The sequence below is a fragment of the Mesorhizobium sp. 2RAF45 genome (genome assembly GCF_052115225.1).
GTDB lineage: Bacteria > Pseudomonadota > Alphaproteobacteria > Rhizobiales > Rhizobiaceae > Mesorhizobium > Mesorhizobium jarvisii.
Genome location: NZ_JBFRGG010000010.1, coordinates 131,681 through 155,434, shown reverse-complemented (window position 1 = coordinate 155,434; position 23,754 = coordinate 131,681). Strand labels below are relative to the sequence as shown.

Sequence of the window (23,754 nt, the reverse complement as noted above, 5' to 3'; positions counted from 1 at the left end):
CTCGGCAGGCATTGGACGAGAGGACTTCTTCGCGTGAATTATCTGATGCGACGACTGGCGACGTTTCCTCTCGTCCTGCTTGGCGTGTCCATCCTGGTCTTCGTTGCGATCCGGATGGTACCGGGCGATTCGATCACGGCGATGCTGGGCACCGAAGCCGGGCTGCTGACGCCGGCACAGCGGGATTCGCTCGCCGCCTATTTCGGCATCGACCAGCCCTGGTTCGTCCAGTACTGGCGCTGGATCGGCGGCATCCTGTACGGCAATTTCGGCATTTCGGTCACCTATGGCAGGCCGGTGCTCGACGTCATCCTCGAACGCTTTCCGCTGACACTGGAGCTGGCTCTGCTGTCGATGATCATCGCGCTTGCCGTTGGCATGCCGGCCGGCATCTACGCCGCCACGCATAGCGAAAAACCGTCCGATCTTGGGGTGCGCATCGTTGCCATGATCGGCCAGTCGACGCCGAGCTTCGTGCTCGGCCTCTTGATCATCTACACGCTGTCGGCCGGCTTCGGCGTGCTGCCGGCGATGGGCGAATTCGCGCCGCTCTGGCAGGATCCCTTGCGCAATCTCAGCCAGCTGATCCTGCCTGCGATCACGCTCGGCTTTGCCTTCGCCGCGTCGGTCACGCGCATATCGCGTTCGGCCATGCTCGACGTTTTGAGCGACGACTATGTGCGCACCGCGCGCAGTAAGGGCGCTTCGGCGCGCAGCGTCATCTGGCGGCACGCGCTCCCCAATGCGCTGATCCCAGTGGTGACGCTGAGTGGCATTGAATTCGGCTATCTCCTCGGCGGCGCCGTCATCGTCGAGCAGATCTATGCCTTGCCCGGCCTCGGACGCATGGTGCTCGACGCCATCCTGCAGCGCGACTACGCGCTGGTGCAAGGCGCTGTGCTGTTCATCGCCTTCAACTTCATGATCGTCAATCTCCTGGTCGACCTCGCCTATGTCGGGCTCGATCCGCGCATCCGGCTGGGAGAACAGTGATGCGCACCCTGCGCGCTATCTTCGGCCATGGCAGCGGCCGTATCGGCGGCGTCATCGTCAGCGTCTATTTGCTGATCGCCATCCTTGGCCTGTTCGGGCTGACGCCGCACAATCCGATCACGCAGTTCCGCGTCGACCGGCTGCACGCACCCAATGGCGCCTACTGGATGGGCACCGACCTGTTCGGCCGCGACGTGGCCAGCCGGCTGATGGCCGGCATCGGCCAATCCTTCACGGTCGCCTTCTTCTCGGTGGCCTTCGCGACTTTTGCCGGCACCGTGCTGGGGCTGGCGGCAGCCTGGCTCGGACGCCGCTGGGACGGCGTGGTGATGCGCATCATGGATGTGCTTTTGGCCTTCCCAGCGATCCTTCTGGCATTGCTCATTGTCACCGTCGCCGGGCCAGGCACCTGGACCAGCGTCGTTGCCATCGGCATCGTCTACATGCCGATCTTCACGCGCGTGGTGCGCGGCCCTGCCCTTTCGCTCAAGGCCCGCGAATTCGTCGATGCCGCGCGCACCTTCGGCAGCAGTTCGAGCTACATCGTCACGCGCCATCTGTTGCTCAATCTGGTGGCGCCGCTGACCGTGCAAGTGACGCTGGCGCTGGCCTGGGCGCTGCTCACCGAAGCCGGCCTGAGCTTCCTCGGGCTGGGCACGCAGCCGCCCGCCGCCTCGCTCGGCCTGATGCTGAGCGACAGCCGCAATCTGATGGAGACCGCGCCCTGGCTGATGATCTTTCCAGGACTGACCATCATGATCAGCATTCTCGGCTTCAACCTGCTGGGTGACGCCTTGCGCGATATCCTCGACCCCAGGATGCGGAGGGCGCCGGCATGACGCCGCTGTTGTCGGTTCGCGATCTGCACGTCGGCTTCGGCCGCGATCCGCAAGACAATGAAGTGGTGCGCGGCATCAGCTTCGACCTTGCCGATGGCGAAACACTGGCCATTGTCGGCGAAAGCGGCTCCGGCAAATCCGTCACCGCGCTGTCGATCAACCGGCTGATCGATTTCGGCGGCGGCCGCATCACCGGCGGCGCGATGAAGCTGAAGCGGGCCGACGGCAGTCTCTTCGACCTGACGAGCGCCGCCGAACCGCAGCTACGCGGCATTCGCGGCGCCGAAATCGGCATGATCTTCCAGGAGCCGATGACCTCGCTCAACCCGGTGCTGACCATCGGTTCGCAGATCGAGGAATCGTTCCGGCTGCACCGCGGACTGACCGGCCGGCAAGCCACGGCGGCGGCCAAAGATGCGCTCGACCGCGTGCGCATTCCCGATGCCGCAAGGCGGCTGAAATACACGCCAAACCAGCTATCGGGCGGCATGCTGCAAAGGGTGATGATCGCCATTGCGCTCGCCTGCAATCCGCGCCTGCTGATCGCCGACGAGCCGACCACCGCGCTCGACGTCACCGTGCAGGCGCAGATCATGGCGCTGCTGGCCGAGTTGAAGCGCGAGACAGGCATGTCTGTGATCTTCATCACCCACGATATCGGCCTGGTTGCCGGCATCGCCGACAAGGTCGTGGTGATGCAGAACGGGCAGGCCGTGGAGCAAGGCGAGCTGAACCAGATCCTCGACAGGCCGCGGCACCCCTACACCCAGCATCTGCTGCAGGACGTGCCGCATTTTGCGAGGGGAGGCGCGACCCGCGCGGACGGACAACGCGACAAGGATCCACACGCAGAACCGGCCTTGAAGGTCGACGGACTGGTGGTGCGGTTTCCCCTCAAGAGCAATTTCTTCAGCCGCGCCACCGGCGCGGTGCATGCCGTCGATGGCGTCGACTTCGACCTGATGCCGGGCGAGACTTTGGCCATCGTCGGCGAGAGCGGTTCGGGCAAATCGACCACCGCGAAGGCGGTGCTTGGGCTGGTGCGCTCGACGCGCGGCAGCTTCTCGGTCGGCACTCGAAAGGCTTCTGCCGAGCACAGCGCCAAGCCCGTGCAGATGGTGTTCCAGAATCCCTATGCCTCGCTCAATCCGAGGCTGGCCATCGAGAGCATCCTGGCAGAACCGGTGATCGCGAACGGTGGTCGTGTGGACACCGAGACACGCGCCAAAATGGCGAGCCTGCTGGAACGCGTCGGCTTGCCCAGGAATAGTCTGGAGCGCTATCCGCATGAATTCTCCGGCGGCCAGCGGCAGAGGCTGTGCATCGCGCGTGCGCTGATGCTCAACCCGTCCGTGGTCGTTCTCGATGAGGCCGTGTCAGCGCTCGATGTCTCGGTGCAGGCCAAGGTGCTGGAGCTGCTGGTCGAGCTTCAGCGCGAATTTGGGCTGGCTTATCTCTTCATCTCGCACGATATGGCAGTGGTCGAGCGGATCGCGCACCGCATCGCTGTCATCTATGCCGGCCAGATCGTCGAGATCGGCGATGCGGCCTCGGTGCTGTCGAAGCCGAAGCACTCCTATACGAAGAAACTGATCGCAGCGGTTCCGACCATCGACCGGCGGCGCGAGCATTTCGAGATCGACACACGCCAGGTTCCCTCGCTCGTGCGCCCGCAGGGTTTCGAGCCGGCGCCGGCGCTGTGGGAGCGGTTCGGGAGCGACCATATGGCGAGGGTTGAGGCGTGACTTCAGTTCTTTCGGCCGATCTTCAACAGCTCTTCGACCACGCGTTCGCACCGTTGGAAGCCGCAGTGGCCTCCAAGCGCATTCCCGGCGGCGTGCTCGGCATTGTCGACAAGAACGGCCACCGCATCGTCAGGGCGATCGGCTCGGCGCAACTCGTGCCCAAGCAGCGTCCAATGACCGTCGAAACCTGGTTCGACCTGGCATCGCTGACCAAGGTCATCTTCACCACGCCGCGCATCTTGGCGCTGGCGGAGGACGGCGTCATCGATCTCGACGCGCCGCTAATCTCGGTGCTGCCCGACCTTCGCCAGTACGATCAATCGGCGGGGGAGCGGAAGGTGACGTTTCGCCAGTGCCTCGGCCATCAGACGCCGTTTCCGGCCGTCGAACCGATCTACACCTACGGGCGGGATCCCGAATTGCTGCGCGCCTTCATCCTGCAGCGCGAATGGCGAGCCCGTGACCCCGTTTACTCTGACATCAACTTCATCCTGCTCGGTTTCGCGCTCGAGCGGCTGTCGGGCAAGACCATCCGCGACATGGATCCCGGCCCCGGATTTGCCTGGTCCACCGAGCCGGATATCGCCGCGGCGACCGAGGACTGCACCTGGCGTCATCGCGTGCTGTCCGGCGAGGTGCACGACGACAATTGCTCGGCGCTGCAAGGCGCCGGTCATGCCGGGCTGTTCGGCACGGCAGCTTCGGTGCTGGATTTCGCACAAGGGCTGCTGGACGGCAGCGGTGCTTCCGCACGGTCGATCGCGCTGATGCGCACACCCCTTTCCGCTACCCGCACCCATGGATGGGAGCGCCCCTATGACGGCTGGTCCGGCGGGAAGTTGTGCAGGCTGGGAACGATCGGCCACACCGGCTTTACCGGCACCGGACTGTGGATCGATTTCGACAGCGGCAAGGCCTGGACCTTGCTCACCAACCGGATCCATCCGACACGTCATTTCGACAGCGGAATCATCCCGCTGCGGCAGACGGTCGGCGATCTCGTCAACGGACTTTAGGAGCTAGATGATGGAACCAATCTGGGCCGTCGGCCTGATGACGGGCACGGTGCTTGACGGCAATATCGACGTCGCGCTGATCAAGACCGATGGCGAGCGCATCGACGACTTCGGCACCTACCGGCTGATGCCCTATCCCCCGTCGATCCGCTCGCTGCTGGAAGAGACGCTGACGGCGGCGCGGGCCTGGAATTTTGTCGGGCCGGAACCGGCGATCTTCCGCAAGGCCGAGGAAGCGCTGACGCGTGCCCAGTCGGCGGCGGTGAAGGAATTGGTCGAGGGCTACGGCATGACGATGGCCGATATCGGCGTCGTCGGCTTTCACGGCCAGACGGTGCTGCATCGCGCGCCGCAGGTGGGACGACTCGGCCAGACGCGGCAATTGGGTGACGGCGAGCTGATGCATGCCCTGTTGGGCACCAAGGTCGCCTATGACTTTCGCTCGGCCGACATGCGCGCCGGCGGGCAAGGCGCGCCCCTGGCCGCCGCCTATCACACCGCGCTGATGCGCAGCGCCGGCGCCAGCGGCGAAGTGGCCGTGCTCAATCTCGGCGGCGTCGCCAACGTCACCTGGTGGGACGGCGCCGACAATGTCGTCGCCTTCGACACCGGACCGGCCAATGCACCGCTCAACGATTTCATCAAATCGAAGGGGCTCGGCGACATGGACCGCGATGGCGCGCTTGGCCGTGCGGGAACGGTCGATGAGGCCCGGCTCGCCAAGCTGTTGCAGCATCCTTATCTCAGCAAGCCCTACCCCAAATCGCTGGACCGTTTCGATTTCGGCGCCGCCATGGCCGACGGCCTCAATGCCGAGGACGGTGCCGCCCTGCTCACCGCGTTCACCGCCGGCGCCGTCGGCAAGGCGCTTGATCTCTTGCCAAGCCGGCCCAGGAAACTGGTGGTCAGCGGCGGTGGCCGGCACAATCCGACGATGATGGCGATGCTCGCCAGCCGCGCCGGCGTCGAGGTGGTGCAGGCGGAAAGCCTAGGCTGGAGCGGCGACGCGGTGGAGGCCGAGTGTTTTGCCTTCCTGGCGGTGCGCGTGCTGCGCGGCCTGCCGATCAGCTTTCCAAGCACCACTGGCGCGCCGCAGCCGATGCGCGGCGGAAAGCTGGCCGGTTAAGCCAGTTTCTTCTGCAGGAAGATCCGGCTGCGTCCGACCGGGAAATCGGCCAGCGTGCCGAAGGGCTGATAGCCCTGGCGCTGGTAGACCTTGGCGGCGTTCGGATTGAAGGTGTCGATCCAGGCGTTGTTGCAGCCGCGCGCCAAGGCTTCCTGCTCGGCCGCGTCCAGCATCCGGCCGGCCATGTGCTGACCGCGCAGCCTTTCATCAACCCACAGCCATTGCACGTAGAGCCAGCCCCAGGCGGTGTAGCCCGAAATGCCGGCGACGACTGCGCCATCCTCGTCGCGCACGAACACAGCGAGCGCCTTTTTTTCGGACGGGCCGACATCGCCGTCATTGAAAGCCGTCAGCCGTTCGGCAAGAAAGGCAAGGTCCTCCGGCAAGGGGTTTGCCGTTGTTTCGAGTGTCGTGTGCATGGCTCTTTCCGGAAAGCTCGGCTGGATGGGATGAAGGGTTACGGAGCAGGAGGCTCTTGCGCAATTTCTATGTCTGCTCCCGAACAGGGTGCGGATCGCCGCCGTTGCGGAATTCGGATGCGGCAATGCCGTAGCGCTTGAGCTTGTCGTAAAAAGTCTTGCGCGGCACGCCGAGCGCGTCGATGGCGCTGCGCACATCGCCGCCATGGTCGCGCAACGCGTCACGGATGAGCTGCGCCTCGTAGTGGCCCACGCGTTCGGGCAACGAGGCGGCTGGCTCCGCCGACTGCGGGGAAACAGCTTTCGTCTCGTCATCAGGCCCAAGACCGAGTGTGACGCGATCAGCGAAATGCGCAAGTTCGCGGACATTGCCCGGCCAGGCATGCGACTGGAGATGATCGCTGACCGCGGCATTCACCTTGGCGACAGGACGGCCGAACCGTTCCGCTGCCTTGCCGAGGAAATGGCCGAACAGCATTGGAATGTCGCCGCGCCGCTCGCGCAGCGGCGGAATGCGCAGCGTCACCACGTTGAGGCGGAAATAGAGGTCCTCGCGGAAATCGCCACGCTGGTCCTGCCGGCCGAGATCGACCTTGGTTGCCGCGACGACCCGTAAATCGATGCGCCTTGTCTCGTTCGAGCCGAGCGGGGTGAGGCTGCGTGTTTCCAGCACCCGCAGCAGCTTGACCTGCAGGGCAGGCGGCATGGATTCGATCTCGTCGAGAAACAGCGTGCCGCCGCTGGAATGCTCGACGCGGCCGATCCGCCGCCGCTGCGCGCCGGTGAACGCGCCGGCCTCGTGGCCGAACAGTTCGCTTTCGATGACGGTCTCCGGCAAGGCGCCGCAATTCAGCGCCACGAAGGGTTTGGAACGACGCCGGCCCCACCGGTGCAGGAGGTCGGCCACCACCTCCTTGCCGGTTCCCGTCTCCCCCTCCACCAGAACGTCGACATCCATGTCGGCGATCTGGCGCAAGGTCTCGCGCAACCGCCGAATGGCCGGCGCCTCGCCGATCAGCGGCAGGCCGTCGGCCGCAAGCGCGGCGGCCTCGCGCAGCCGGCGGTTCTCCATCACCAACCGCCGCTTCTCCGAGGCCCTTCTCAGCGCCTCGACGAGGCGATCGCCGGCATAGGGTTTTGGAATGAAATCGTAGACACCGTCCTTGAGCGCGGCGACAGCAAGATCGACATCACCATGCCCGGTGACCAGGATCACCGGTATATCAGGGTCGATCGCCTTGATACGATCGAACAGCTGCAGCCCGTTCATTCCCGGCATGCGGATGTCACTAACCACCACGCCGTCGAAGTCCCTGTCGACGACCGCAAGCGCGGCCTCGGCGGCATCGCGCGCCACCACGGTGAAGCCGGCAAGTTCGAGCAATTGCGTGGTGGCATGAAGCAGGTCCGCATCGTCGTCGACGAGCGCCACCCGCCCTGATCCCTCGTTCATTCAATTCGCCTCAAATCGATGGTGAAGGACGCGCCTTTGGCGCTGTCGGGATCGAGCCGCAAAGTGCCGCCCAATTCCTGGGCAATCTCCTGCGAGATCACCAGCCCGAGGCCGAGCCCCTTCTCCTTGGTGGTCTGGAACGGCATGAACAGATTGCCGGCCGCTTCCGGCCCGAGGCCGGGGCCGTTGTCGCGCACCGAAATCAGCACTCTGTCGCCACGTTCGGCGAGGTCGATGTCGATGCGGGGATCGGGCTGGTCCTTCGTGGCGTCGAGCGCGTTCTGCAAGAGGTTGACGAGGATCTGCTCCAGCCGGATGCGGCTTGCCATCACCATCGGTGATGGGTCGCCTTGCGGCTTGACGATGGTGACGCCGGAATCGCGGATGCGGCCGGAGAGCAGCGACAGCGCGCCGTCGATCGCCTCGCGCACCGGCAGCGGCGAAGCGGCGACACCGGGCCGGCGGGCGAAGGTGCGCAGCGTGTTGGTGATGGCGCCGATGCGTTCGGTCATCGAGACGATCGAGCTCAGATTGCCGCTCGCCGGTTCGGTCTTGCCGGTTTCGAGGAAGCGGCCGGCATTCTCGGCATAGGTGCGGATCGCGGCGACCGGCTGGTTGATCTCATGCGCCACGCCGGCGGCGATCTGGCCGAGAATGGAGAGCCGGTTGGCCTGAGCGAGATCGTCGCGCAGCCGGCGGACCTTGGCCTCGGCATTTTCGCGCTCGGCGATTTCGCCGGCAAGCGCGGTGTTGGAGCGGGTCAGCTCGGCCGTGCGTGTGCTGACCCGGCTTTCAAGCTCGGCATTCATGCGCGCCAGCGCCTCCTGCCGCAGACGGCGTGTGCGGCGGCGCCTTATGAATACGTAGGCTAGCAGGCCGGTCAGCAGCAGCCCGAGCAGCGTCGTCAGCCGCGCCGTGTTGGCGGCGGACGAGAGAGCCGCATCCGCCGGCGTCAGCAGCCAAAGGCGCCAGCCGGGAACCGCACCGGGCAGATCCTGCACCACCTCGACAAACTGGCGCGGTTTGCCGGGGCCGTCGACAGTCGCCAGGCCGTCGCCGGCACCTCGCCGTATCGGCAGAGGTTCGAAACCGGCGTCCGGCAATTGCAGCTGCTCATGGGCAGCGGCGGCGTCCTCCGCCGAAAGCGGCGCAAGGGCATGAAACCGCCACTCGGGCTGGCTGGTGGCCAGTACGACGCCGCGTTCGTCGGTGACGAAAACGAGAAACCCGCTGGAGCGCCAATTGGCCTCGACGCCGTCAAGCTCGACCTTCAGCACTGCGACGCCCAGCGGCTTGCCGTTGTCGTCGACGCGGCTCGAAAGATAGAGTCCCGGCCGGCCGCTGATCGTGCCGAGCCCATACTGGCTGGCCGAACCCTTTGCCATCGCCTCGTTGAAATAGTGGCGGAAATTATAGTCGATGCCGACAAAGCTGGTCGGCTCGCCGGCATTGCTGGCCGATATCGCGATGCCCGCCGTGTCGATGACATAGATGGCGGACGCCGAGGCGTCGCCTGATATCGCCTTGAGCTTGTCGTTGAGGGCCGCTTCCTGCATCGTCCCGGCCCGGCGCAGCGCCCCGCGCACAGCATCGTCGCGCGCCAGCACCAAGGGAACCAGGCGCTGTTTTTCGATTTCGCCGGTCAGCGTTCCCGCCGCCAGCGGCAAGGCGGCAAGTGCGCCATCGCGCAGGTCAGTGGTCGCCTGGCCGGTGGCGATGCGCCCCGCGACGGCGATCGCGCCTGCCAGGATCGCGAGGGCGACGACGACGACAAGCCAGCGGCCATCGCGCAGCCGCGCCACCGCCTCGCGCAGCATTTCACGACCGGCTGCGGAGCCGCTATCGGTGCCTGTCTGCGGCGTCTGCCCTCTCCTTTTCCTAGCACCCGCCACTCTAATGCGAAATTCCGCCCAGGCAAATGCCACCTGTGCGGAAATCCGCACACGCTTCCCCCGCAGGACGCCGAACAAAGCCCGGAATCCCGGCATTCCGGGCTTCCCCCGATCTGGCACAGCGCTTGCAAAACTCCTTGCCAGCGGCGGGCGACCGGAACGCCGCGATGGGAGAAGTCACGCAGGGCGGGTTCCGTCCATCCGGCCAGGGAGAGTTCGATGCACATCGCAGACCAATCGGGCGCGGCTGCCGCGCAGCGCAAGCCCCTCTATGCCCAACTCTACGTGCAGGTGCTGGTGGCGATCACCGTCGGCATCCTGCTCGGCCACTATTATCCGTCGATCGGCGAAAGCATGAAGCCGCTCGGCGACGCCTTCATCAAGCTGGTCAAGATGATCATCGCCCCGGTGATCTTCCTGACGGTGGCGACGGGCATTGCCGGCATGAGTGACCTGCAGAAGGTCGGCCGTGTCGCCGGCAAGGCGATGCTCTACTTCCTCACCTTCTCGACGCTGGCACTGATCATCGGCCTCATCGTCGCCAATGTCGTGCAGCCGGGCGCCGGGTTCAACATCGACCCGGCGACGCTGGACGCCTCGACCGTCAACACCTATGCCGCCAAGGCGCATGACCAGTCGGTCACCGGCTTCCTGATGAACATCATCCCAGGCACGATCGTCGGCGCCTTCGCCGATGGCGACATATTGCAGGTGCTGTTCTTCTCGGTGCTGTTCGGCATCGCGCTGGCGCTGGTCGGCGACAAGGGCGCACCGGTGTTCAACTTCCTGCAGGCGCTGATGGCGCCGATGTTCAAGCTGGTCAGCGTGCTGATGAAGGCCGCCCCCATCGGCGCCTTCGGCGCCATGGCCTTCACCATCGGCAAATACGGCATCGGTTCGGTCATCAACCTCGCCATGCTGGTCGGCACCTTCTACGCGACGTCGTTGCTGTTCGTCTTCGTCGTGCTCGGCGCGGTCTGCCGCTACAACGGCTTTTCCATTCTGGCGCTGCTGCGCTACATCAAGGAAGAGCTGCTCTTGGTGCTGGGCACGTCCTCGTCGGAAGCGGCCCTGCCCTCGCTGATGGAGAAGATGGAAAAGGCCGGCGCCAAGCGCTCGGTGGTCGGCCTGGTCATCCCGACCGGCTATTCCTTCAACCTCGACGGCACCAACATCTACATGACGCTGGCCGCGTTGTTTATCGCGCAGGCGACAAACATCCATCTGTCGATGGGCGACCAGATCCTGCTGCTGCTGGTGGCGATGCTGTCCTCGAAAGGTGCCGCCGGCATCACCGGCGCCGGCTTCATCACCCTTGCCGCGACGCTTTCGGTCGTGCCTTCGGTGCCGGTCGCCGGCATGGCGCTGATCCTCGGCGTCGACCGTTTCATGTCGGAATGCCGGGCGCTGACCAACTTCATCGGCAATGCCGTCGCCACGCTGGTTGTCGCCCGCTGGGAAGGTGAACTCGACGAGGCAAAGCTGGCGAGAGCCCTGGCCGGCACGGCCGACGACAGCCTGCCGGCTGATATTGTTCCCGCCGAATAGTTGGCGCAGCGAATGGCATGAAAAAGGCCGGAGGCGGTGATGCCTCCGGCCGCTTTTCTAACGTGACATGTCAGCCATTGAAATCCCTCCGCGCTTCCGGGAACGTGCTTGGACCGACGGGCATGCGGGCTGCCAGGCTGCCATCGTCGAACAGGACAAGGCTGGCGGCGCCGACCAGCCCGGCGTGGCGGCCAAGCTGGGCCTGCACCACCGGCACGTCGCGATAGGCGCGCATGGCGCGCTGCCGGATGGTCGCCTCGATAACGGGGTGCATCAGGTCGAGCCCATTGGCGATGCCGCCGCCAACGACCAGGACGTCGGGCGAGTAAAGGTGCAAGAGATTGGTGAAGCCGACGCCCAGCCAGCGTGCCTCTTCCTCGAGCAGGGCCAGAGCGAGGTCGTCTTGCAGCCGCGCCGCCTCAACCACGTGGCGGCCGGTGACCTCGGCATTGGCCGAGAGGCGGCGCAACGTCGAGCCGTCAAAGGCCGATGTCGCGGCGTTGGCGCGACGGCCAAGTGCCGTGCCCGAGGCGATGGCCTCGAAGCAGCCGACGACGCCGCACACGCAGCGCTCGCCCTCGTTGGTGATGGTCATATGGCCGATCTCGGCGGCCAGCCCACGGCGGCCGTGCAAGATGCGCCCGTCGGCAACGACACCGCCGCCGATGCCGGTCGAAACCGTAACGAAGACCAGCGAGCGGGCGCCATGGCCGGCACCGAAGCGCCATTCGCCGAGTGCGGCCGCGTTGGCATCGTTTTCCAGCCGCACCGGCAGGCCGAGCCGGCGCTCGAGGATGTCGGCCAGCGGCACATCCTGCCAGCCGGCAAGTGTCGGCGGTCCGACGGCGATGCCGGCCAGCGGGTCGAGCGGTCCCGGCGCGCCGACGCCGACGCCGACAATGGCGAGGCCCGGCGCCTCGGCATGCACGGTCGCGGCCAGCGCCTCGATCTGGCCGATCACCACGTCAGGTCCGGCCTGAGCCTGCGTCGGCACGGCGGCGAAGGCCAGGATCTTGCCGTCACGATCGACCAGCGCGGCACGAAGCTCGGTGCCACCAAGATCGATCGCGAGGGCGGCTTCAGTGCTCATGCCGCGACCTTCAGCCCATGCAGCCAGCCGATGCGGCCGGCGAGATCCTTGTCGCCGAAGGCGAGCGAACCGAGAACCACGGTCTGCGCACCGGCGGCACGCAGCAACGGCACGGTCTCGTGGCGGATGCCGCCATCGGCGGCAAGCACCACTTCTGCCTCACGGCCGGCTCCTCGCAGGATAGCGCGGGCAGCCCCCAGCCTGTCGCATGCCTTGTCCGACAGGCTCTGGCCCTTCACGCCGATCGCGGTTCCCAGCAGCGTGACGAAGGCGACCTCGGAGACGAAAGGCTTCACTGCCTCGACCGGCGTCTCAAGCCGCAACACGACGCCCGCTTCGGCGCCGAGTTCGCGCGCCAGCCGCACGGCGCGCAATCCTGCCTCGCCGTTCTCGGCATGGACGCTGATCATGTCGGCGCCGGCCTCGATGAACTGGCGCGTCTGTGCCTCGACGATTGCGGCATCGACCATCAAATGGACATGGATGGGTTTGGCCGTCAGTCCGGCGATGCGGGCGACGAGATCGGGGAAGAACAGGAAGGACGGCGCGAAATGGCCGTCCGCCACATCGATGTGATGCAGATCGACATGGGGTTCGATGCGCCTGAGGTCGCTCTCGAAATTGGCGAGATTGGCCGACCAGAGCGAGAATTCGGCGATCAAGCGATCGCGCGGCAATGCGGCTATTGCCGCCGGGCCTGACGGGGGCTTTGAAGTCATGATTGGTCCTGATTGTTGAAATGTCTGTCGAGAAAGCCGCCGATAGCGGCGCGGATTTCGGCGAAATGGCGATCCTTGTCAGCCGCTTTCGGCGTCACCTGGACGAAGGCGGCATCGGGGATGGTCTCGCCGAGTTCGCGGGCGGTCGCCAGGGGATGGACGAGATCGATGCCGCTGCCGATGACCAGCGAGGGAATTGCGAGGCGAGCGGCTGCCGCCTGCGTCACGCCAGGCCCATCATTGGCGATCTCCTGCATCACCTCGGCGAAGGTCGTCGCGTTTTCACGCGCAAAGAAGCCGAGCAGCGAAGCAAGATTGTCCGGCGCTTCCGCGCGAAAGCGGGCTGATGTCGCGGAGGACGCGAAGGCGTCGTGGGCCTCCGCGAGGGGGAGCCGTCGGATAAGTTCCGCCACTTCGACATAGGGGCGCATGTTGCACGGTGCCGCATCGAAGGCCCAGGCAGGTCGCACCAGCACCAGGCCAAGCACGCGGTCCGGATGGCGAGCAGCAAGCCGCAGCGCAATAGCCGCGCCCATGGAAATGCCGCCGGCTACGAAACGGTCGAGGCCGGCCGCATCGGCGGCGGCCAGCACATCGTCGGCGAACATGGTGATCGAGAACGGACGCCTGCTGCCGGCGCTGGAGGCGCCCTGCGCGCGGCATTCGACGGTCAGCCGGCGGTATGATGGTTGGTCAGGAAAGTTCTGCGCCACCTGATTGGCGTCGCCGCCGAGGCCATGCTGGAAGACGACGGGAAGCCTGCCCTGCCCCGTGTCGAAGACACGAAGCGCGGCGTCGTCGCGCAGCAGGATCGTCGGCGCGGCGCTCATCAGAGCAACCCCCGCAGGAAGGCGGCGACTTCAGGGGCCTCATCAGCGGACAGCCCGTGCGTGACGAGCGCACCGCCAAAACCCACGGCCTTCAGCCGCGCGACGAAATCCGGGAAATCGACGATGCCTTGTCCAGCCGTGGCGAAGCGGGCATCACCATGCCGATCCTTGGCGTGCGCCATGGCGATGTGCCCGGCGGCCTCGCCGACCGCGGCAGCGACGATAGTACGCGCTTCGTCTGGCGTGGCGTACTCGAACAGATTGGCCGGATCGAGCACGATCTTCAGTCGCTTCGAGCGCATGTCGGCGATCAGGCGCGTCGCGTCGCTCGCCGAAGTGACGATGTTGGCCTGCTCGGGCTCAATGCCGAGATCGATGCCGGCATCCTCGGCCAGCGCCAGCGCCTTGCCCATTTCGGCAGCCATGTCGCACCAGGCGGAGGGGGTGGCATTTTCGGGATGATAGGCCCATTGATCGGCGATATTGCGCGAGCCGGTGCAGAGCGTGACCAGCGGGATGCCGAGGGATGCAGCCGTCTTGATGACCACACCAAGACGGCGAAGGCCATCGTCGCGCACCGATCTGTCGGGATGCGCCATGTTGTAGGTGCCCGAGAGGGCTGCAAGCGAGACGCCTGATGATTGCACTGCAGCACCGATGGACTCGATGGCATCCGCCGGGACGGCATCCGGCATTGACGGCAGGCCGGCGCAGGCGAGATTGAACTGCGTCGTCTCATATCCGGCCTGCTTCACCGCGGGCAACACGGCGCTCGGGTCGGTGCCGGGAAAAGTCTTGGCGAAAATGCCGAGGCGCATCAGACCGCACCCGAAACCGAGGCGAGTTCGACCCGCTCGCCTGTCTCGACAGAACGGGCAATCGCCACCATGGAGCGGATCGAGGCGATGCCGTCCTCGACATTGGCGCCGCGCATCGGCGCGCCGGTCAGCACCGTATCGGCAAGACCCTCCAACTGACGGCGGAAGAAATGGCCGTCGGCGCCGAGCGGCTTGCGCGAGGTCGCATCCTTTTCATGGAAGATATCGACCTCGCTGGCGCGGAAGTACCAGGGGTTGAATGTTTTCGCGATAACGGAACCGTTCTCGCCATAAAGCTGGAAGCCTTCATGCCAGTCCATGCGCACGGCGACGGTGAGGTCGAGATGGCCGAGCGCGCCGCTTGCGAATTCGGTTTCGACGAACCAGCAATAGGCGCCGAAGCGTTCATTGAGACGGGCGCGCACGGCGGTGATCTCGCCGCACAGGAAGCGCGCCGTGTCGACCAGATGCGAGCCATGCGCCAGCATGAAATATTGCCGCAGGTCCGCCTTCGGGTTGCCCGAAGGTTTCCTCGCCAGCTTGCTGGTGACCGGCAGCGGCTGCACGGCATCGGTGTTGGTGTAGCGATGGGTGGAATCGCAATACCAGGCCTTCAGCGCCAGCACCTCGCCCATCTCGTCACGGACGAAGTCGCGCGCGGCCTCCAGCGCCGGATCGAAGCGCTTCATGTGCCCGACCTGCAGCACCTTGCCCGAACGCTTCACCGCCGCCGCCAGCGCCTCGCCCTCCTCGACCGAAGTGCCGATCGGCTTTTCGCACAGCACATGCTTTCCGGCGTCGAGCGCCTTGATCGACATCGGCACGTGATAGGCATCCGAGGTGGCGACGACCACCGCCTCCAGCTCAGGATCGGCGAGCATGGCGTCATAGTCGGCATACATTCTTTGCGGCTCGTAGGTGGCGCCCATGCGGGCGAGCAGGTCGGGAGCCGCATCGCAGATGGCGTAGAGATCGGCATTGCCGGCCTTGGCGCAGGATTCCAGGTGCGCGAACTGTGCGATCGGGCCGCAGCCGAGCACACCGACCCTGAGGCGTCTGTCTTGTTTCTTGATCATCGTTTCGTTCTTCAGGCGCCGTAGCTGCGCATCGTCTGGCGGTTGGTCTTGACCGCGCCGGCGGGATCGGCGGCGGCCGTTTCGGATTCCTCTTCCAGCACCAGCCAGCCATTGAAACGCGGCGCGGTGCCGGCAATCTCGATAACTGCAGGGGTATCGCAGACCCCCTTGCCCAGCATCGCCCAGGTGCCGTTGGCGTCGACGTCCTTCAAGTGGATGTAGCGGATGCGGTCGCTATAGGTGCGCAGCGTGTCGGCCATGTCCTTGTGGCCGCGCAAAATATGACCGGTGTCCGGCACCCAGCCGACCAGATCGCGGTCGAGCAAGGCGAAGATCCTGTCGTAGTCGGCGCGGTCGAACAGCAGCGTGTTGTGGTGCGAACTCGGATGCACCGCCACCTGGACACCGGCCTTGCGGCCGAGTTCGCCGGCCCTGTTGTAAACCTCGGCGGCGATGGCGAACTTGCCGTCGCGCGGCCCGTCGGACACCACGGTTGCCGAACCCATGGAGACCAGCGCGCCGGGAAAGGCGGCGGCGAAATCGATCCAGCGCTGCGCCGCCTCGAGGTCGGCGCCAATCTCCTCCTTCAGCGTAAAGCCGCTGTTCGAGCCGAAGGCAAAGGAGACCAGCGTCAGGCCGGACGACTTCAGCGCGGCGGCGAATTCCGACGGCCGGTCGGCGTAGCGGCCGATCATGGTGTCGGTGATCTCGATGCCGGAATAGCCGCCGTCGGCAATGGCCTTCAACAGATCGTCGGGGCCGCCGGCAAAACGGTCGCCGAGCATTTCCCAGGTAAAGGTCTGGCAGCCGACTTTAAGGTCCTTCACGTTCATCCTTTCAATCCTTGATACCGCTTATAGTTGATGCCGCCGTGGCATGGACATCCTACTTGACCGAGCCCGCGGTCATCCCGGCGAGGAAGTACCTCTGGGCAACGAGGTAGATGAGCAAGAGCGGCAGCGAGCCGAGCACGCTCATCGCCATCATCTGGTTCCATTCGAAGGCGTGCTGCCCCATCAACAGCTGGATGCCGATCGGGACGGTGCGCATGGACGTTGACTTCGTCAGCGTCAGCGCAAAGAGAAATTCGTTCCAGCACAACAGGAAGGTGTAGACCGACGTCGCCACGATACCAGGCAGCGAAATCGGGACGATCACCCGCCAAAGCGCTGTCCAGCTGGTGCCGCCATCGACAGCCACGGCTTCATCGAGATCGCGGGGCAAGGTGTTCAGATATCCCGTCATCAGCAGGATCGCGTACGGCAGGGTGAACACCAGGTAAGTCAGGATCAGTGCGACATAGGTATCGAAGATACCGTATGAGACGACAAGCCCGAAGAACGGGATCAAAAGTGTGATCGGCGGAATCGTCTGCGTGCTGATGATGAGTGTGTTCAGGCTGCCCTTGCCGCGGAAGTTGAAGCGGCTGAACCCGTAGGCCGCCAGCAAGGCGATCAGCACCGTCAGCACGGTTACCGTTCCCGCCACGAAATAGCTGTTGAAGAAGAAGCGCAGCTTTACCGGGTCGCCGAGGATGGCTGCATACGCTTCCAGCGTGAAGGCCTTTGGCAGGATGGTTGGCGGCAGGGCAAAGATTTCGGTATTCGATTTGAACGAACTGCTCAGCATCCAGTAGATCGGGAATGCCGCGAAGAAGAGTCCCGCTGCAAGCGCTACATGGAGCGCGACGGTGATCAGCCTGTCTTTTGGCGTATGCCTTTTCCTCATGGTGACTACCGAGCCTTTTGATAGCGAATATAGAACAGCGTCAGGCCGAGAGAGATCAACAAGATGACCACAGCGCTCGCCGAAGCCTGCGACAGGTTGTAGCTCGAAAACGCCAGCTTATAGGTGTAGGTACTGAGGACCTCGGTCGAGTAGATCGGACCACCGCCCGTCGTTATCCAGATTAACGGGAAGACCTGCATGGTCCAGATGAAGTCGAGCAGCGAGATGCTGATGATGATCGGCATCAGCTGCGGGATAGTGATGAAGATCAGCTTCTGGTAGGCTTTCGCCCCGTCGATGTCGGCGGCCTCGTAGAAATCCTTGGGAATGCCCTGCAAACCCGCGAGCAGGCTGACCATGAAGAGCGGATAACCCGCCCAGATGTTGGCGAAGGTGACGGCGTGCAGCGCGGTCTCAGGCGAGGAAAACCATTCGACCTTGGAACCGATAATGCCGATTTGCATGAGAATGCTGTTCACCACGCCGTTCGGTTCGAGCAGCAGGCGCCAGATCACCGCGATGATCACCGCGGTGAACAGCCAGGGCAGTATGTAGAGCACGCGCAGAATATTGCGCAGGGTCGGATTGATGCGGTCGCTGTTCAGCATGAGCGCGAAGACCATGCCGATGGTCATGTGGAAAATGACACTCATGCAAGTGAAGTAGAGCGTGTGCCACAGCGATGCCCAGAACACCGGATCGTCGAAGATCGCCTGGTAGTGTTTCAGTCCGGCAAAGGTTGGGTCACGACGCAGCACCGCGCTGTTCTGGAACGAGTAGGCAATCACCGTCACCATCGGCAGCAGCATCAGAAGCCCGATTATGAGCAGCGAGGGCGACAGATAGAGGTAGGGTGCGACCGCTTGTTTCAGCTTGTGGTGGGAGCGCTTTTGCCGGGTCATGTGCCAACCTTGGGATACGCCTTCAAGAGAAGGTAAACTTCGGAAACTGAGCCATCTCAAATTGCCGATCCGTTGTTGCCGGGTGGCCCGAAGTCAGGCCACCCGGCAGAAGATAGCAAACCGGAACGGGCCGATCAGAATTTCGCCATCCAGCCCTTCTGAGCGGCGGTTGCGGCTTGCTCCGGAGACTGCTCCCCGGCGAGCATCTTCTGGGCCTGCACGTCGAACTGGGTCATCAGGTCTTCAGCCACCGGCAGGCCCGTGAACTCATTGGCGAGATAACCGGTCTTGAATATCTCAAAAGCCTTGGCGAAAGCCTTGTCCGAGGTCACGAAATCGGGCTTGGCGTTGACGTTGCCCGGGAAGGCGTTCGCAAGCGACACGAGCTTGGCGTTCACCTTTTCACTCATCAGATACTGGACGAGTTTCCAGGCCTCTTCTTGATGTTTCGAGGCGGCAGAGATGCCGATGCCCCAGGAGGCATAGGGAAGGCCGCGCTTGCCGGTATAGTTTTCCACGACCGGGACCGGAATGAGGTCGAAGTTCAGCTTGGGATTGCGCTTGCGGATGAGGTTCACATGGGCGAGCGAGTCGATCATCATCCCGACGCGGTCGTTGACGAATTCCTCGACCTTTTCCTGCTCGGTCTTGGTGGCGATGCCGGGCGAGATGGTGCCGGCGTCGTTGAGTGATTTGACGAAGGTGAGCATGTCCACCACCGGTTTGCCCTCAAGGGCTGGCTTGCCGTTCGCCATCATCGACTGACCCGAAGCCCAAACCCATGACATCATGTCGTTCTGGACGCCGGATGGCGTCTGCAGCGACAGGGGCAGCACCCAGCCATACTGGTTCTTGTCGGCATGGGTCATCTTCTTGGCGGCTTCGAGAAACTCCGCACGGGTCGACGGCAGCTTGGTCACGCCCGCCTGGGCGGCGAGGTCCAGATTGACGAAGACCGGATAGACGAAGGAAGCGACGGGAAACATCACCGCCTTGCCGTCCACCTTGATGATGTCCGCGACTTGGGCTTTATCGAACTTGCTCGCATCCATCATCGGGTTCATGTCAGCAAGCGCACCCTGCGCGTTCAGATTGTTCACCCAGGCGCCGTCGAGACCGACGACGTCGCTGAGCGTTCCGGTTGCAGCGCCAACCGAGATCTGGTCTCGCGTGGTCGCATAGGGACCGCTGACCAGCGTCACCTTGATGCCGGGATTCGCGGCCTCGAAATCGTCCATGATTTTCCGCAAAGAGCCCGCGGGCAGCTCCGGCTCCCACCACTGGGTGAATTCCAGCGTGGTGTCCGCCATTGCCGCTGTTGCGCCAAGCAACCATGCTGCCGCGGCTATTTTCAGCATCGCGGGCTTTATCCGAAACGTCATTTTTTCTCCTCCTTCTTTGGGATCGACCGCACAATGCAGCCGATCGTCTGCTTCATTCAGAAGTCTTCTTACGTGTACTTCGCAGGCACCTCGCCCTCGCCCGCGGGCTCTGCCACAATTCTTCAGATCACCAGATGCGTCTCGGGATCGAAGAAATGGAGCTTGGTATCATCCAGGGCCAACCGGATTTCCGAACCGGAACGGACTGTGCTGTCCGGTTCGAATCTCGCCACCGCATTCGACGTCAGGCCGAAATCCTGCACCGCGTCGGGGTCGCCGGAGTCCACCCGGACCGCGTCGATGTTGAGATGGACGATATGTTCCGACCCGAGTTCTTCGATCGAGGTCACCCTTGCCGGTATCGTCTGATACTTGCGGCCGGATTCGAGGCTGCTGTCATAGAGATCCTCCGGTCGTATCCCGAACACGACCTTGCGCCCCGCATACGACTTCAAACCCGGCCTGCGCACGAAGGCCGCATCCTGCAGCCGAATGGCAAAGGCCCCGGGCATCAGTTCGCCGCCCGTCAGGGTCGCTTCGAAAAGGTTCATCGAGGGAGAGCCGATAAAGCCGGCAACGAAGGCGTTCACCGGCGATTCGTAGAGCCTCTTGGGCGTGTCGACCTGTTGCAGCACGCCGCCCTTCAGCACGGCGACCCGGTCCCCCATTGTCATCGCTTCGGTCTGGTCGTGGGTCACGTATATGGTCGTTACGCCGAGCTGCTTTTGCAGGCGGGTGATTTCGGCGCGCATTTGCACGCGCAGTTTGGCGTCCAGATTCGAAAGGGGTTCGTCCATGAGAAAGGCGGCCGGCTCGCGCACCATGGCGCGGCCCATGGCAACCCTTTGACGCTGTCCGCCGGAAAGGTTGGCGGGTTTGCTGTCCAGCAAAGACGTCAGCTGAAGGGTCTTGGCGATCTCGTCGACGCGCTTCTTGCGTTCGGCCTTTGGCTTGCCTGCCAGCCGCATCGAAAAGGCGATGTTTTCGAACACAGTCATATGCGGGTAAAGCGCGTAGCTCTGGAAGACCATCGCGATGTCGCGGTCCTTGGGCGGCATGTCGACGACGTCGGTACCGCCGATCCGAAGACTACCGCTGGTGATGTCCTCCAATCCCGCGATCATCCGCAACGCGGTGGATTTTCCACAGCCCGACGGCCCGACGAGAATCAAAAACTCGCCGTCCTCGACCGACAGGTTCAATTGGTCGATTGCGCGAAAATTGTTCCCGTATGTCTTGCATATATTCTCAAGAACGACTTCTGCCATATTCCTCCCTCCACAAGTCTAAGCCGCTGGTTTTTATTATTCTTCTTGGCCCTTTCGCCTGTGAGATGCTTCCTCGGATGGTTGCAGTCTATGTTCCTGTATCGAGCTGCGCATATTTCAGTTCGACCGCCGACGGCGCGTTCGCCGATGCCAGCAGTTCCGTTACCTGGTCTTCGGTCGGAAGCGCCTCGCGCCCGCCACGCCCCGTTATCGAAAGGGCTGCCGCCGCGGCAGCGAATGCCACTCGGCCTGCGGTGTCGGCGCCGCGCGTCAATGCATGGGCGTAGGCGCCGTGAAAGCAGTCACCGGCGCCGGTCGAGTCGACAACGGCAACCCGGTGCGGCGGAAGTTGCCAGAGCGGTGTCTCTTCACGCCCGCGATAATATACGCCCCTGCCGCCATCGGTCAGAACCACGGCGGATCGCGACGGCGACCACAATGCTTCGAGCATCTCGGCGGGCAATTGGCAGCCCGTAGCAGCCCGCGCAAAGCCAAGAGGAAGAATGAGGTGGTCGCAGAGCCCGATCAGCCTCTCCGTGGCTGGGCCACCGCTCCATTCGATATCGCCGAGGATCGCAAGGCCGTGATCGCGAGCCCGAGCCACGACATCCACCGACCGGATCGCGTAACTGTCGACGATCAGGACGGCCGCTCGGCTGAGGACCTCGTCTGAGAAATCCGGCGTGGTGCCCAGCATCGCGTCGTCGTCATATGCGATGAACCGCTCCCCGTCCGAGCCGACCGTGATGCGTGAGCGCACCGGGCGCGCGTCGGCGTGGCGCGGCGCGAATGCGGTTTCAACACCGCTCTCGATGAGATCGCACAGTACCGGGTCGTCCGCGGCATCGCCCAGCCATCCGACGAACCCGGCGCTTCCGCCGAGCCGCGCGACGGCGGCAAGGGCCGTCGCGACATTTCCCCCGAAAGCCCGGGCACTTTGCCGAACCCTCCCCTTGCCTGCCGACAACGGCTGATCGACATAGACGATGTCGTCGATCGCAATAGCGCCGAAGCCGAGGATCGAGGGGACGGCGGGCATCGCTCAGGCCCCCGCTTTCGCCAAGGCGTCTTGCGCCGAAAGGCCGTCGTGGATGACGCCCCGAAAGGCAAGCGCTGCCTTCTGAGGATCGCCATGCCCCCAGAGATTACGGCCGACCACGGCACCGCGCGCGCCGGCACGGATGGCGTCCGCCGTCTGCTGAAGGGCGCCAAGCAGCGTATCGGTCTTCGGACCACCGGCGATCACAACCGGCACCGGGCAGGTCCGAACGGTCTCTCGGAACGACTCGAAATCGCCCGTGTAACCGATCTTGATCACATCGACACCGGACTCGTAGCCTATGCGCGCCGCATAGGCGATCTCGTCGGGGGTGAAGACGATCTTAGCTCCGTCGGTAAAATCGCGAGGGTAGATATGCGCCACCACCGGCATGCCGTAGCGGGCCGCGGCATTCACCGAATCGGTCAGCCAGCGAATGTATTTGCCCTCGGTCGCGCCGCGCACCGGAATGGCCACCGCCAACGCATCGGCGCCAGCGCGCACCGCATCCTCGGGCGTTGCAATCAGTTCGCTGATGCGATCGTCCGGGGTGAAGCAGCCGGCCTGGATCACCAGGGAAGCCTTGCCCGCATATTGCGGCCACAGATGGCGCGCGGTGCCAGGCTGGATGCTGACATAGTCGGGTTTGCCCGCCATGACGCGTGCAAGCGCGCCCGGCAGGTCGGCAAGACCTCCTCTGCGCACGTCGCCATAGCCGACAAAGTGGTCGACCGCGCCGCCAAAAAGATTCCCCGATGGATGTGAGAAGAGGCGCGCCAGGCGCACCTTGGTTCCGAGGCTCATGAGTCCAAAACTCTCCAATCGATTGATTTCAAAATCCTGGACATAGTGTTTTCGAAAGAAAGGTTAAATGCAATCTTTCGAAACCTTTCGAATTCGCATATTTTTGGTAGAGTGAACCGAGGCCAGGGCGATCGCCTGGCGCATGGAGGCAAGGACAGGGCAATGTTGTCAGAGCAGAGACGCCAATCGATCCTGGGTGAAGTGCAACGAAGCGGACAGGTTCGCATCAAGGATCTGTCAGACAATTTTGGCGTGTCGGAAGTCACGGTGCGCTCCGATCTCGAGATACTGGACCGCAAGGGACTGCTGACCAAGACGCGTGGAGGGGCGGTGACCCGGACCACGGATTCGACCACGGCCGCTTTCGCCCGGCGGATGCAAACGAACCTCGACGCAAAGAAGCGCATCGCCCGGGCAGCGGTGGAACTGTTCGAGGACAACCAATCAGTCATCTTCGACGGCGGCTCGACTTTGATGCAGGTTGCCATGCTGTTACCGCCGCTCAGCAATGTCGTGGTCGCGGCCACGGCGATGAATATCGTTCAGCATCTGATGCATCGGCCCGGGCTCGACGTTCACATGATCGGCGGCCGGGTCTATCCGGACACGGTGAGCACGCTGATCACCGATGCCGACACGGCTCTCGGCGGCTTGGTAGCGCATCAGGTCTTTGTTGGAGCGCATGCGATTGACTCGTCACTGGATGTGGTCGACGTGAACGAAGACATGGCGCGAACGAAACGAAACCTCGTGCGCATGGCCCGCCGCGTTGTCCTTCTTGCGGATTCGAGCAAATGGGGCGTCAGCGGGACCTCCAAGGCATTTTCGCTGTCGAGCGTCGATGTTGTGATCACCGACGATGGCCTGTCCGGCCCGATACGCAGCCAACTCGATAGGACCGGGGCCAAGGTGATCTATGCCTGACCCTGTCGCGGTCCCTGGCCGCGACGGAAATATCCAATGCGCGCATGACCCACGGGATTCGCATCGGCGGTCGGCCGTTTCTCGATGTCTGTCATTTTCTCCTCCCAGGGCTGGCGGCCTCCCGATATTGCGCCGCCATTTCC

Annotated in this window: 22 protein-coding genes; 7 read left to right on the top strand and 15 right to left on the bottom strand. The window is 63.9% G+C overall.

What is annotated here, in order from left to right; all coding sequences use genetic code 11:
- Window positions 1–33: 33 nt before the first annotated feature.
- Genes AB4Z43_RS23665 through AB4Z43_RS23645 form a run of 5 tightly spaced genes read left to right on the top strand, consistent with a single transcriptional unit; the run spans window position 34 to window position 5,719 of the window.
- Window positions 34–993, top strand: a complete 960-nt coding sequence (locus AB4Z43_RS23665) for an ABC transporter permease (RefSeq protein WP_019856800.1) — start codon at window positions 34–36, stop codon at window positions 991–993.
- On the top strand, window positions 993–1,832 hold the full coding sequence (locus tag AB4Z43_RS23660; RefSeq protein WP_441939073.1) for an ABC transporter permease: 840 nt from the start codon (window positions 993–995) through the stop codon (window positions 1,830–1,832). Before AB4Z43_RS23665 ends, AB4Z43_RS23660 begins: the two co-directional genes overlap by 1 nt.
- Window positions 1,829–3,577 (top strand): ABC transporter ATP-binding protein, encoded by a 1,749-nt coding sequence (locus AB4Z43_RS23655; protein WP_441939072.1) that lies wholly within the window; start codon window positions 1,829–1,831, stop codon window positions 3,575–3,577. Before AB4Z43_RS23660 ends, AB4Z43_RS23655 begins: the two co-directional genes overlap by 4 nt.
- Complete coding sequence (locus AB4Z43_RS23650; RefSeq protein WP_441939071.1) at window positions 3,574–4,593, top strand: serine hydrolase domain-containing protein; 1,020 nt, start codon at window positions 3,574–3,576, stop codon at window positions 4,591–4,593. The genes AB4Z43_RS23655 and AB4Z43_RS23650 overlap by 4 nt, the downstream gene beginning before the upstream one ends.
- Before the next feature lie 10 nt (window positions 4,594–4,603).
- On the top strand, window positions 4,604–5,719 hold the full coding sequence (locus tag AB4Z43_RS23645; RefSeq protein ID WP_038645204.1) for an anhydro-N-acetylmuramic acid kinase: 1,116 nt from the start codon (window positions 4,604–4,606) through the stop codon (window positions 5,717–5,719).
- Here AB4Z43_RS23645 and AB4Z43_RS23640 read toward each other — a convergent pair.
- The 3 genes from AB4Z43_RS23640 to AB4Z43_RS23630 form a co-directional block, all read right to left on the bottom strand.
- The gene (locus tag AB4Z43_RS23640) at window positions 5,716–6,138 is read right to left on the bottom strand and encodes a GNAT family N-acetyltransferase (RefSeq protein ID WP_441939070.1); all 423 of its coding nucleotides are present in this window, start codon (window positions 6,136–6,138) and stop codon (window positions 5,716–5,718) included. The genes AB4Z43_RS23645 and AB4Z43_RS23640 overlap by 4 nt on opposite strands.
- Window positions 6,139–6,205: 67 nt before the next feature.
- On the bottom strand, window positions 6,206–7,591 hold the full coding sequence (locus tag AB4Z43_RS23635; protein WP_038645200.1) for a sigma-54-dependent transcriptional regulator: 1,386 nt from the start codon (window positions 7,589–7,591) through the stop codon (window positions 6,206–6,208).
- Window positions 7,588–9,408, bottom strand: a complete 1,821-nt coding sequence (locus AB4Z43_RS23630) for a sensor histidine kinase (protein WP_441939069.1) — start codon at window positions 9,406–9,408, stop codon at window positions 7,588–7,590. The genes AB4Z43_RS23635 and AB4Z43_RS23630 overlap by 4 nt, the downstream gene beginning before the upstream one ends.
- A 294-nt stretch (window positions 9,409–9,702) precedes the next feature.
- Between AB4Z43_RS23630 and AB4Z43_RS23625 the strand changes: the two genes are divergently transcribed.
- Complete coding sequence (locus AB4Z43_RS23625) at window positions 9,703–11,031, top strand: dicarboxylate/amino acid:cation symporter (protein ID WP_019856792.1); 1,329 nt, start codon at window positions 9,703–9,705, stop codon at window positions 11,029–11,031.
- A 70-nt stretch (window positions 11,032–11,101) separates the two neighbouring features.
- Here the strand turns inward: AB4Z43_RS23625 and AB4Z43_RS23620 are convergent, their stop codons facing one another.
- The 12 genes from AB4Z43_RS23620 to AB4Z43_RS23565 all read right to left on the bottom strand — a co-directional run bounded on the left by AB4Z43_RS23620 (window position 11,102) and on the right by AB4Z43_RS23565 (window position 22,687).
- Entirely contained in the window at window positions 11,102–12,121 is a 1,020-nt protein-coding gene (locus tag AB4Z43_RS23620) for an ROK family protein (protein ID WP_019856791.1), read from the bottom strand.
- Complete coding sequence (locus tag AB4Z43_RS23615) at window positions 12,118–12,840, bottom strand: ribulose-phosphate 3-epimerase (RefSeq protein ID WP_019856790.1); 723 nt, start codon at window positions 12,838–12,840, stop codon at window positions 12,118–12,120. The genes AB4Z43_RS23620 and AB4Z43_RS23615 overlap by 4 nt, the downstream gene beginning before the upstream one ends.
- A complete protein-coding gene (locus tag AB4Z43_RS23610) occupies window positions 12,837–13,670 on the bottom strand; it encodes an alpha/beta fold hydrolase (protein WP_019856789.1) in 834 nt (277 codons plus the stop codon). The genes AB4Z43_RS23615 and AB4Z43_RS23610 overlap by 4 nt, the downstream gene beginning before the upstream one ends.
- Window positions 13,670–14,488, bottom strand: a complete 819-nt coding sequence (locus AB4Z43_RS23605; RefSeq protein ID WP_019856788.1) for a sugar phosphate isomerase/epimerase family protein — start codon at window positions 14,486–14,488, stop codon at window positions 13,670–13,672. Before AB4Z43_RS23605 ends, AB4Z43_RS23610 begins: the two co-directional genes overlap by 1 nt.
- Window positions 14,488–15,564, bottom strand: coding sequence for a Gfo/Idh/MocA family protein (locus tag AB4Z43_RS23600; RefSeq protein ID WP_019856787.1), 1,077 nt, complete (start codon window positions 15,562–15,564; stop codon window positions 14,488–14,490). The genes AB4Z43_RS23605 and AB4Z43_RS23600 overlap by 1 nt, the downstream gene beginning before the upstream one ends.
- 11 nt (window positions 15,565–15,575) lie before the next feature.
- On the bottom strand, window positions 15,576–16,397 hold the full coding sequence (locus tag AB4Z43_RS23595) for a sugar phosphate isomerase/epimerase family protein (RefSeq protein WP_019856786.1): 822 nt from the start codon (window positions 16,395–16,397) through the stop codon (window positions 15,576–15,578).
- A gap of 52 nt (window positions 16,398–16,449) precedes the next feature.
- A complete protein-coding gene (locus tag AB4Z43_RS23590; RefSeq protein ID WP_019856785.1) occupies window positions 16,450–17,292 on the bottom strand; it encodes a carbohydrate ABC transporter permease in 843 nt (280 codons plus the stop codon).
- A 5-nt stretch (window positions 17,293–17,297) separates the two neighbouring features.
- Entirely contained in the window at window positions 17,298–18,194 is an 897-nt protein-coding gene (locus AB4Z43_RS23585) for a carbohydrate ABC transporter permease (RefSeq protein ID WP_441939068.1), read from the bottom strand.
- A 134-nt stretch (window positions 18,195–18,328) separates the two neighbouring features.
- Window positions 18,329–19,576, bottom strand: coding sequence for an ABC transporter substrate-binding protein (locus AB4Z43_RS23580; RefSeq protein ID WP_010914682.1), 1,248 nt, complete (start codon window positions 19,574–19,576; stop codon window positions 18,329–18,331).
- Between the two features lie 122 nt (window positions 19,577–19,698).
- Window positions 19,699–20,844, bottom strand: a complete 1,146-nt coding sequence (locus AB4Z43_RS23575) for an ABC transporter ATP-binding protein (protein ID WP_441939067.1) — start codon at window positions 20,842–20,844, stop codon at window positions 19,699–19,701.
- Window positions 20,845–20,932: 88 nt separating this feature from the next.
- A complete protein-coding gene (locus AB4Z43_RS23570; RefSeq protein ID WP_441939066.1) occupies window positions 20,933–21,883 on the bottom strand; it encodes a PfkB family carbohydrate kinase in 951 nt (316 codons plus the stop codon).
- Window positions 21,884–21,886: 3 nt separating this feature from the next.
- On the bottom strand, window positions 21,887–22,687 hold the full coding sequence (locus AB4Z43_RS23565) for a class I fructose-bisphosphate aldolase (protein ID WP_019856781.1): 801 nt from the start codon (window positions 22,685–22,687) through the stop codon (window positions 21,887–21,889).
- A 162-nt stretch (window positions 22,688–22,849) separates the two neighbouring features.
- Here AB4Z43_RS23565 and AB4Z43_RS23560 point away from each other — a divergent pair, with 162 nt between their 5' ends.
- The gene (locus tag AB4Z43_RS23560) at window positions 22,850–23,611 is read left to right on the top strand and encodes a DeoR/GlpR family DNA-binding transcription regulator (RefSeq protein WP_010914678.1); all 762 of its coding nucleotides are present in this window, start codon (window positions 22,850–22,852) and stop codon (window positions 23,609–23,611) included.
- Window positions 23,612–23,754: the final 143 nt, after the last annotated feature.

Coding starts and splice junctions, on each gene's coding strand:
- AB4Z43_RS23660 (WP_441939073.1), top strand. CDS start 993: ATGCGCACCCTGCGCGCTATCTTCGGCCATGGCAGCGGCCGTATCGGC.
- AB4Z43_RS23655 (WP_441939072.1), top strand. CDS start 1,829: ATGACGCCGCTGTTGTCGGTTCGCGATCTGCACGTCGGCTTCGGCCGC.
- AB4Z43_RS23645 (WP_038645204.1), top strand. CDS start 4,604: ATGGAACCAATCTGGGCCGTCGGCCTGATGACGGGCACGGTGCTTGAC.
- AB4Z43_RS23640 (WP_441939070.1), bottom strand. CDS start 6,138: ATGCACACGACACTCGAAACAACGGCAAACCCCTTGCCGGAGGACCTT.
- AB4Z43_RS23635 (WP_038645200.1), bottom strand. CDS start 7,591: ATGAACGAGGGATCAGGGCGGGTGGCGCTCGTCGACGACGATGCGGAC.
- AB4Z43_RS23630 (WP_441939069.1), bottom strand. CDS start 9,408: ATGCTGCGCGAGGCGGTGGCGCGGCTGCGCGATGGCCGCTGGCTTGTC.
- AB4Z43_RS23625 (WP_019856792.1), top strand. CDS start 9,703: ATGCACATCGCAGACCAATCGGGCGCGGCTGCCGCGCAGCGCAAGCCC.
- AB4Z43_RS23620 (WP_019856791.1), bottom strand. CDS start 12,121: ATGAGCACTGAAGCCGCCCTCGCGATCGATCTTGGTGGCACCGAGCTT.
- AB4Z43_RS23615 (WP_019856790.1), bottom strand. CDS start 12,840: ATGACTTCAAAGCCCCCGTCAGGCCCGGCGGCAATAGCCGCATTGCCG.
- AB4Z43_RS23610 (WP_019856789.1), bottom strand. CDS start 13,670: ATGAGCGCCGCGCCGACGATCCTGCTGCGCGACGACGCCGCGCTTCGT.
- AB4Z43_RS23605 (WP_019856788.1), bottom strand. CDS start 14,488: ATGCGCCTCGGCATTTTCGCCAAGACTTTTCCCGGCACCGACCCGAGC.
- AB4Z43_RS23600 (WP_019856787.1), bottom strand. CDS start 15,564: ATGATCAAGAAACAAGACAGACGCCTCAGGGTCGGTGTGCTCGGCTGC.
- AB4Z43_RS23595 (WP_019856786.1), bottom strand. CDS start 16,397: ATGAACGTGAAGGACCTTAAAGTCGGCTGCCAGACCTTTACCTGGGAA.
- AB4Z43_RS23590 (WP_019856785.1), bottom strand. CDS start 17,292: ATGAGGAAAAGGCATACGCCAAAAGACAGGCTGATCACCGTCGCGCTC.
- AB4Z43_RS23585 (WP_441939068.1), bottom strand. CDS start 18,194: ATGACCCGGCAAAAGCGCTCCCACCACAAGCTGAAACAAGCGGTCGCA.
- AB4Z43_RS23580 (WP_010914682.1), bottom strand. CDS start 19,576: ATGACGTTTCGGATAAAGCCCGCGATGCTGAAAATAGCCGCGGCAGCA.
- AB4Z43_RS23575 (WP_441939067.1), bottom strand. CDS start 20,844: ATGGCAGAAGTCGTTCTTGAGAATATATGCAAGACATACGGGAACAAT.
- AB4Z43_RS23570 (WP_441939066.1), bottom strand. CDS start 21,883: ATGCCCGCCGTCCCCTCGATCCTCGGCTTCGGCGCTATTGCGATCGAC.
- AB4Z43_RS23565 (WP_019856781.1), bottom strand. CDS start 22,687: ATGAGCCTCGGAACCAAGGTGCGCCTGGCGCGCCTCTTCTCACATCCA.
- AB4Z43_RS23560 (WP_010914678.1), top strand. CDS start 22,850: ATGTTGTCAGAGCAGAGACGCCAATCGATCCTGGGTGAAGTGCAACGA.